This window comes from Pseudoalteromonas sp. AOP31-A2-14 (assembly GCF_052378035.1).
Taxonomy (GTDB): Bacteria; Pseudomonadota; Gammaproteobacteria; order Enterobacterales; family Alteromonadaceae; genus Pseudoalteromonas.
Genome location: NZ_JBQSXI010000005.1, coordinates 1 through 7231, shown reverse-complemented (window position 1 = coordinate 7231; position 7231 = coordinate 1). Strand labels below are relative to the sequence as shown.

The 7231-nt window shown below is 40.4% G+C and carries 11 protein-coding genes; 6 read left to right on the top strand and 5 right to left on the bottom strand.

Features of this window, described 5'->3' with window-relative positions; genetic code table 11:
- Positions 1-72 precede the first annotated feature (72 nt).
- Positions 73-198, top strand: coding sequence for a hypothetical protein (locus tag ACT3S9_RS19920; RefSeq protein ID WP_444751178.1), 126 nt, complete (start codon positions 73-75; stop codon positions 196-198).
- On the opposite strand, the gene ACT3S9_RS19915 is transcribed toward ACT3S9_RS19920, so the two are convergent.
- The gene (locus ACT3S9_RS19915; protein WP_289132275.1) at positions 195-479 is read right to left on the bottom strand and encodes a type II toxin-antitoxin system RelE family toxin; all 285 of its coding nucleotides are present in this window, start codon (positions 477-479) and stop codon (positions 195-197) included. The genes ACT3S9_RS19920 and ACT3S9_RS19915 overlap by 4 nt on opposite strands.
- Positions 469-711: a type II toxin-antitoxin system RelB/DinJ family antitoxin gene (locus tag ACT3S9_RS19910; RefSeq protein WP_096317128.1), complete on the bottom strand. Its 243-nt coding sequence runs from the start codon at positions 709-711 to the stop codon at positions 469-471. Before ACT3S9_RS19910 ends, ACT3S9_RS19915 begins: the two co-directional genes overlap by 11 nt.
- A 621-nt stretch (positions 712-1332) precedes the next feature.
- Between ACT3S9_RS19910 and ACT3S9_RS19905 the strand changes: the two genes are divergently transcribed.
- From ACT3S9_RS19905 to ACT3S9_RS19895, 3 genes are all read left to right on the top strand, one after another.
- A complete protein-coding gene (locus tag ACT3S9_RS19905) occupies positions 1333-1581 on the top strand; it encodes a hypothetical protein (RefSeq protein ID WP_096317125.1) in 249 nt (82 codons plus the stop codon).
- Positions 1568-2464: a site-specific integrase gene (locus ACT3S9_RS19900; protein ID WP_179808355.1), complete on the top strand. Its 897-nt coding sequence runs from the start codon at positions 1568-1570 to the stop codon at positions 2462-2464. Before ACT3S9_RS19905 ends, ACT3S9_RS19900 begins: the two co-directional genes overlap by 14 nt.
- A 95-nt stretch (positions 2465-2559) precedes the next feature.
- Positions 2560-3192 carry a hypothetical protein gene (locus tag ACT3S9_RS19895; protein WP_444751177.1) on the top strand — a complete coding sequence of 211 codons (633 nt, stop codon included), beginning with the start codon at positions 2560-2562 and terminating at the stop codon, positions 3190-3192.
- A gap of 138 nt (positions 3193-3330) precedes the next feature.
- Here ACT3S9_RS19895 and ACT3S9_RS19890 read toward each other — a convergent pair whose 3' ends face one another.
- The 3 genes from ACT3S9_RS19890 to ACT3S9_RS19880 form a co-directional block, all read right to left on the bottom strand.
- Positions 3331-3672 carry a hypothetical protein gene (locus ACT3S9_RS19890; RefSeq protein WP_179808354.1) on the bottom strand — a complete coding sequence of 114 codons (342 nt, stop codon included), beginning with the start codon at positions 3670-3672 and terminating at the stop codon, positions 3331-3333.
- 155 nt (positions 3673-3827) lie between these two features.
- Positions 3828-4181 carry a primase C-terminal domain-containing protein gene (locus tag ACT3S9_RS19885; RefSeq protein WP_444751176.1) on the bottom strand — a complete coding sequence of 118 codons (354 nt, stop codon included), beginning with the start codon at positions 4179-4181 and terminating at the stop codon, positions 3828-3830.
- A 9-nt stretch (positions 4182-4190) separates the two neighbouring features.
- Positions 4191-5405, bottom strand: coding sequence for an RNA-guided endonuclease InsQ/TnpB family protein (locus ACT3S9_RS19880; RefSeq protein WP_443490291.1), 1215 nt, complete (start codon positions 5403-5405; stop codon positions 4191-4193).
- A gap of 24 nt (positions 5406-5429) precedes the next feature.
- Here ACT3S9_RS19880 and tnpA point away from each other — a divergent pair, with 24 nt between their 5' ends.
- Positions 5430-5843, top strand: a complete 414-nt coding sequence (gene tnpA / locus ACT3S9_RS19875; RefSeq protein WP_444751175.1) for an IS200/IS605 family transposase — start codon at positions 5430-5432, stop codon at positions 5841-5843.
- A 699-nt stretch (positions 5844-6542) separates the two neighbouring features.
- Positions 6543-7223: a replication initiation protein gene (locus tag ACT3S9_RS19870; protein WP_179808353.1), complete on the top strand. Its 681-nt coding sequence runs from the start codon at positions 6543-6545 to the stop codon at positions 7221-7223.
- Positions 7224-7231: the final 8 nt, after the last annotated feature.

Sequence of the window (7231 nt, the reverse complement as noted above, 5' to 3'; positions counted from 1 at the left end):
AGCTGGATACCTAAAACATCTCAAAAAATGCCTTTCAATGAAAATGCCGCCTGAACTGGGGAAAGCATCACAATGGCCCATACCGGTTTTTATGTTAAATACGTTTTCTCAGTACAAACTCCCCGTTTGTGCCCAACAAAGCGTTTGTTTTTGCCCGGTTCACGCTCAGATCCAGTGCAAGTACCAAAAAACGGCTAAACTCGTTTTCCAGCGTCTTTATACGCTTCTGATTTATCTCTTTTGCCTATCGCCACAACAAGGATCGACACTTTTTCATCGTGCACTTGGTATATTAACCGGTACCCAACTTGACGTAGTTTAATCTTGTAGCAGTCTGGGAGTTCTCGTAGCCGGTTAGCCTCAACCCTTGGTTGTTCCAGCACCTCACTTAACTTCTTTTTAAACTGCTCACGCACGGTTGCGCCTAGCTTACGCCACTCTTTAAGCGCACGGGGATCAAATTCTAACTCATAGGTCATCTAGCGAGACCTTTACTCCGGCTTTTGGATCAGCTAAACGGGCTTGTGCCACGGCAATAAGCGCTTCATCTTCACTTGTGAGCAGCACTGACTTGAACGGCAGTTTTTCTCTTTGTGCAACGTATTCCAGTGTTTGTCTCAATAACTCTGATGGCGTTATTCCTAATTTCTCTAACGCAGCGTAAGAACGCACTTTCAGATCATCATTCACACGAATATTTATAGTAGCCATAACGCACCTGTATTTACATTTGTATACACACATTGTATTCCACTGACACAACTTTGCAAGCTCCAAAAACGGATTAAAATCGCCTCTGGGCGATTTTAAACGTTTTTGTGAGCCAACAAGCGCAGCGCGTTAGCCCCCGCCAAAACAGCGTAAAAAAGTTGAAAATTGTGCAAACCTCCAACCCGCTGGGTACAACTCGTAAAACGAGCTGTAACCCAGCGGGTTAGAGCCATGTAGCAATTTCACGCAAAAACCAAAACGCATTGCGTGAAATTAATTTATTTTTGACTTTTTTTTTGTTGCTTGTAATATAGGAAGCTCTTAAAGAGTAGTGCCTATAGCACCGTACTTTACCGGTTAGTACCAAATCAAACCGAGACTGAAAACAACCGTTTCAGTACTGAACCCATACAGTAAATTTGGAGGCTATACGCTTCTCAGAAAAGAGAAAATCCGTTCTAAAGCTCGTAAAGCTTAAGTCTTATCAACTTTAATTGATGCGTTTTAAGGTGAGAACAGTCCGAACCTATGCAAACGATATTGCAAAACAGGGGCGAATAGGTATTCAGTTACCGCTGAGTTAAGCGACAGCTTTTCCAGTTAGACTTACAAAGAGAAATTATGACCAATTTTGATCCAGATAAAGAAGTTGCAGAGTTAAAAAAAGATTCAGAGCTACGCAGAAAGCGCAGCTATAGCCAGCGCAAATCAAGGTTAGATAAGTATCATGCTGAGATAGAAGGATTGCGCCAAAAGGGCTCGACAATAGCAGAGATCACACGTTGGTTAAGCAAAAAAAAACGCTTCGTAGTAGCGGAATCTACTGTTCATCGCTGGTTAAAAAGTAAAGATATTCATGGCAAGATTTAGTGTAAAAACCCCTGAGCAGCAAGCATTTTCTGTCACCAAGGACTTCACACGTAACAATATATTAGACTCCATAAGAACGGTTGATAATTATCGCGGTGCACTGGAAAGTGTGGCGAAGAATATGCAGCAATATGGGCTAGGTGACTCATTAAGAGGAATGACCCCAGAAACCGCCAATTCATACTTGAACATCCGCGCTGAAAAAGTTCGTCAATCGCAATTAAATATGGAGCGCCAAGCAATACAGTGCATGATGCACAACATTACAAAAACACTAGACAAAAATAACAAACTAGACTCTTCAATAAAATCTGAGCGTGAAACCATAGAAGCCAGCCGCTCTTATACTCCAGAGCAAGTACACGCCATAGCCTCAGCACAAACTGAACGTAACGCACTGGCAACAGAAATTGCATATGCGGCTGGACTACGTGCACATGAATTATTGACGTTACAACGAATAGAAGAGCGAGCCCCATCAGACAGACCTGCACTAGAAAGTAAATTTAATGGTCGTGATGGAGTACGTTACACCGTACAAGGGAAAGGCGGTCTTGTACGAGAAGTCGTTTTACCTCATTCACTTTCAGAACGCTTAGAAAGCAAACGCCTGGACACAGCAAACACAGTAAGCGACAGAGGCATAAATTATCGTTCTCAGTATGATATTGCAGGTGGCCAACGCTGGTCTAACTCATTTTCTGCAGCATCAAATCGTGTTCTTGGGTGGTCATCTGGTGCACATGGCGTTCGTCATTCATACGCTCAAGAACGTATGTCCGAGTTACAAAATCAAAGATTAAATTACACTACGCGTCTAGAAACGGTTAGCCAAGAAATGGGGCATTTTAGACCGGATATCACAGAGGTTTACTTACGATGAAATACCTTTTCGCTCTTGTTATTGCTGTAGGTTTAGCCGGTTACTTTGGGTACCAATCTCTCGATAATTACTACGAGAGCAGGGTTAGTGGTGATGTGAAATTTTATAAAGGCCTAAAAAAATTCGCTTACACCGAAAGTGCTGATGGCGAGTTAACGGTTACATTTAAAAGTACCAGCAATACAAAGTTAGGCTGGGAAAACGTATGGGATAACAGCTTAGCCTTAGCTACAGGTGCATTAGTTGGTGGAACAGCATTTATATTTTTGTTTTTCTTCTGTGGGCACAGACTTGTAAACATTGAATTAAGTAATAAAATCAAATCTCTTGAAGCTAAAAACGAACATGACTTAAATGAATATAAAAAACAGTTACAAAACAAAATAGAGCAGGCTAATAGTGCAGAAGAAACCGCGAAAAACGCACTCAACGATGAATTTGCAGAAGCAGAGAGGCTACAAAATAGGGCTCAACAAAAATTAATTGAAGCTGAAAACGAAAGGCGCAGTGCTGAAAAATTAAAAAGAGAAGCAATAACCTTCGTAAACGAAGCAAAAGCCAAGCAGTCCGAAGCTGAGGATTTAAAATCAAAAGAAGAGTTTAGTAAAATTCACGCTGGGAAAGCAATGCAGCGCTATAAACTAAAATTAGATAAGCTTAAAACAGATCAGGATGAGCTATTTAAATTCGTTAAAAAGCACCATCCTAGTTTGATAAAAGATAAATAAAAAAGATTCAAAAAACACTTTATTATTTTAGAAAGTAAAAAATCACGGTAACGCCCTTAGCCGAAAAAATAATATGATAAACAGATTAAAAAATGACACTGAGTATTTAAACTCATTCATAACTGAAAACTATGAAACCTAAACCCTCAAATCAGACCATTTTTCAATTAAGTCATTTATTTTAACGGTTACATCAATATCAAGCCGTCTAAGCCATGCGCTAGGCTGGTAGTCGCCCGCTGATACGCCAAGTAATACGTTATTCGCATACTCTCGATGAAGCGGATCTAAATGTATTAATTCTACAGCACTAAACTTAAACCAGTTATCTGCTTCCAAACTCAGAATAATTAAAGCAGCAGATTTAGCTGACCGGCCATCATGTTCTAATGCTAAATCTATAAGTTCTAACGCTGATAAAGCACGAAGTCTCTGCTTTTCTTCTTCAGCCATTTCGAACTTTAAGCTCTCTATATTCATAACACACCTCTACTCTGATCTAATTATGTTTATATAGCCTTTTTAGTGCCACAAAGAGAGTCAGAACTCTCTCCGAGATATATTTGAATACTTAGGTACCAGTTTCAAATATAGATAATACCAAAAAGGCTATTATCTGATAGGGCTTGTTTCGATCACTCAAGTTTGCCTTTCAAGTATAGACTGACTGTACTTGCTGAAATCCCTAAATCTTGTGCTATATCACGGTTTGAATAGCTTTGTGCTTTAAGGTTGATAATCGCTTTTGACAGTTCCTTTTTATCCAGCTTACTATTGGACGGTCGTCCACCACCTTTAGATACCTTACCGCCTTTTGCCCCCTGCTTTGCTTGCCATTCACTAAAGCCGGCTGCGCTAAAGTTCTTATGCGTCCACCGTGCTACGCTCTTCGCTGTGGCTTTAATTTCACTCTGCGGTAATGGCTCTTTGAACGTTTTCTTATTATGAACAACTCCCACTAAACGCTGCGCGTTTTGAAGGAGTTTCAAAAAGAAAGCCTAAGCTACCTTTTTAGGCTGGTTCCCAGCCTGAATACCTAACGCCCAGTTTAAGTTAACTTGCGCACTGGCTACATCGCGGGGCTTCTCACAACCACATTCGCATGAGTGCCAGCGCTCTGCTAAGGATTTCTTCTTCTTAGCTCCGCAGTCTGGGCAGGTTTGACTTGGCTTAACTTGCTTTGTTGGTACTTCAACAAATTCGCTACTAGCTTCTTCCGCTTTGTATCGCAGTAAATTAAGAGTCATGGCTGGCGCGGTGTTCAGAATTTCCCGATTCAGACCAGCCTTTTGTTTCACCATTTTTCCGTTTTTCTCGACAGTACCTTTGGCACTGCGAGTCATGTTCTTAACGGTGAGTTTTTCGGTGGCGATCAATGCCGCCACTTCAACTAATTTTGCAGTTTCTTTATGAGTAAAATCGAGTCTTTGACGGGCGATTTTCTGGTGGAGTTTGGCAATTTGATGCTTTAATTTTCGCTGGGTGCGAGTGCCTTTTTTCGCTAACGCGAGGTCACGTTGTAAAGAGGTTAATCGCTCTTTGCTGTTTCTGAGGTAACGGGGGTTTTCGACTTGCTCAAAATTACCATCCTGATCGATAGTCGAAAAGTAATGAGAAACACCCCAATCCAAGCCAACAGCTTTAGTGCCACAGTTTCTCTCAATGGTGTCATACTCCATTGAAACTGAAATGAACCACTCACCATTCTTTCGGATGATTTCGGCAGTTTTCGGCTTGCCTCCTGTGTTTCTAGCTTTACCTCGGATCTTAACGATACCAACATCAGCCAAATAAACAGCACCATGCTTTTTTTCTTTCAGGTTGAGCTTCCAACCATCACCATGAGCCTTGTAGCCCCAACCTTTAAAGCGTTGAAATGGTTTAAAACGTGGGAATCCAGCTTTCTTATCACCTTTTTTGAGCCGTCTAAAAAAACCGTCAAAAGCCAGTGCAACACGTTTTAATGTGACTTGCTCACTCTGAGCATTAGCATTGAAAATACCATGCGCTTTACGATTATTACGCCACAGAGTGTTGATTTTGCACTGTTCGTGAAAGTTAAGACTGTAATTAGAATCACGATATGTTTCGATGCGATCACGTAAAGCCCAGTTGTACAACTGGTGATGGTGGACAAACAAATCCATCAGCGATTCTTCTTGAGAAACTGATGGTTTCATTTTATATGTAACTTTACGGATTGCTTTTTTCATAACAACTAATTATATTTAGTTGTTATGAAAAAACAAGCCCTAAAAACGTTGTATCACAGCGTTTATAATATTCACTATCATTTAGTTATTGTAACTAAATATCGTCGTCGCTGTATCACGCCAGAGGTTGCCGCGTACTTAGAATCTCAGTACAAAAGGTTGTTAAAATCTTGGGATTGTGAGCTTTTGGAGTGCAATGGTGAGCCAGATCACCTTCACCTTTTAATTTCTGCTAATCCCAAGATGCAACCAAGTAAAATGGTGAACAGTTTAAAAACTGCTACATCAAGACTTGTGCGAAAGGAGTTTTCCGAACACTTGGGTGAGTTTTACTGGAAGCCAGTTTTTTACAGCAGAAGTTATTGTCTGGTTAGTTGCGGAGGTGCGCCACTTGAAATCGTGAAGCAATATTTAGCTCAGCAGGAAGGATTTGATTAAAGCCACCACTTCGTGGTGGTGCGCCTTTCACCACCACCTAAATTAACTCGCTTTGGCTCATTAGATTTAGATGGAGCACTTGGCGCTATTGGGTAGCCCTCGTAAAATAAGTTCAAAACTATCGATGATCCTAATTTTAACTTGGCGAAGCCGTAGCGAGGAACGAGCGCGACTTTACAGAGTTAAGTGTAAAACAGTCCTCAAAACGCGTTCCCCGATCTTCCAGCTAGAATAAAAGCTAATCGTGCCCTGATAAACATCTTTTATGGAGCTTAGAGGCTCTGTAGAGCAACTTCATAGATGCAAATAACAAACGGTATCACTTCTTATACAAAGTCCATCAGAACCAGATTGAGGCGCTTAGCCGCAATCTTTGGATTGTGGAGGAACAATTGTAGTGTTTAATGCTTAATATTTTGCAACTTATTCACAGGCTAACGCCTTTTTAATAACTCTTGTTTTTTATATCTCTTGTTTTTAGCACCTCTGTAGCCATTGCAAGCAAAGGCCTACAGAGGTTAAAGGGGGAGAGATTGACACGGAAACAAGGGTTAAAGGGGGAGAGATTGACACGGAAACAAGGGTTAAAGGGGGAGAGATTGACACGGATACCCACAACTAATGGTGGAGAGCTTTAAAAAAGCTCCACTTGATGGTACGGTAGTGGAACAATAATAACCTCCGCCTTAGGAAGAAGATGTGAGCAATTTATCAGTTACAAAATCAAACAACTTAATTGACGCAAGCTATAAGCTAAATGTTCAAGCTCAAAAACTTGTGTTGGCTTGCCTTGCGAAGGTTGATTCTAGAAAAGATATTCCAAAAGAGATGACGTTAACTACTTCAGAGTTTGCTGATTTAATGGGGGTGCAAAATAACGCAAGAAGGGATCTATATAAAGCAGCAGACGCATTATTCAAATCTAGCATTATCTTGCGGGATGAAAAGGAAGAGATTGAGCTTCATTGGGTTCAAAAGAAGGTGAAAAAATTAAAGGGTGAAGGAGCTATAACATTAACTTGGTCTGATGAAGTGCTCAAGTACATTTGCCAATTACAAAGCCGGTTTACAACATATAAATTACGCAATATAGCTACGCTACAAAGCTCACATTCGATACGAATTTATGAGTTACTAATGAGATTTAACGCCACTGGTGAGCGAATAATTTTTCTTGATGACTTTAAATCCGCTTTAGGAATTTTGGATAAATATGAGCAATTTAAAGATCTAAACAAGTGGGTTATAAAGCCAGCAATTAAAGAGCTTAATCAGCGAAGCGACTTAACAATTAAATTTGAAACAATAAAAAAAGGTCGCTCTGTTAAGGCGCTATCTTTTGAATTTAAGAAAAGTGCCCAACTAAAAATGGATGTTTGAGTTCCTTT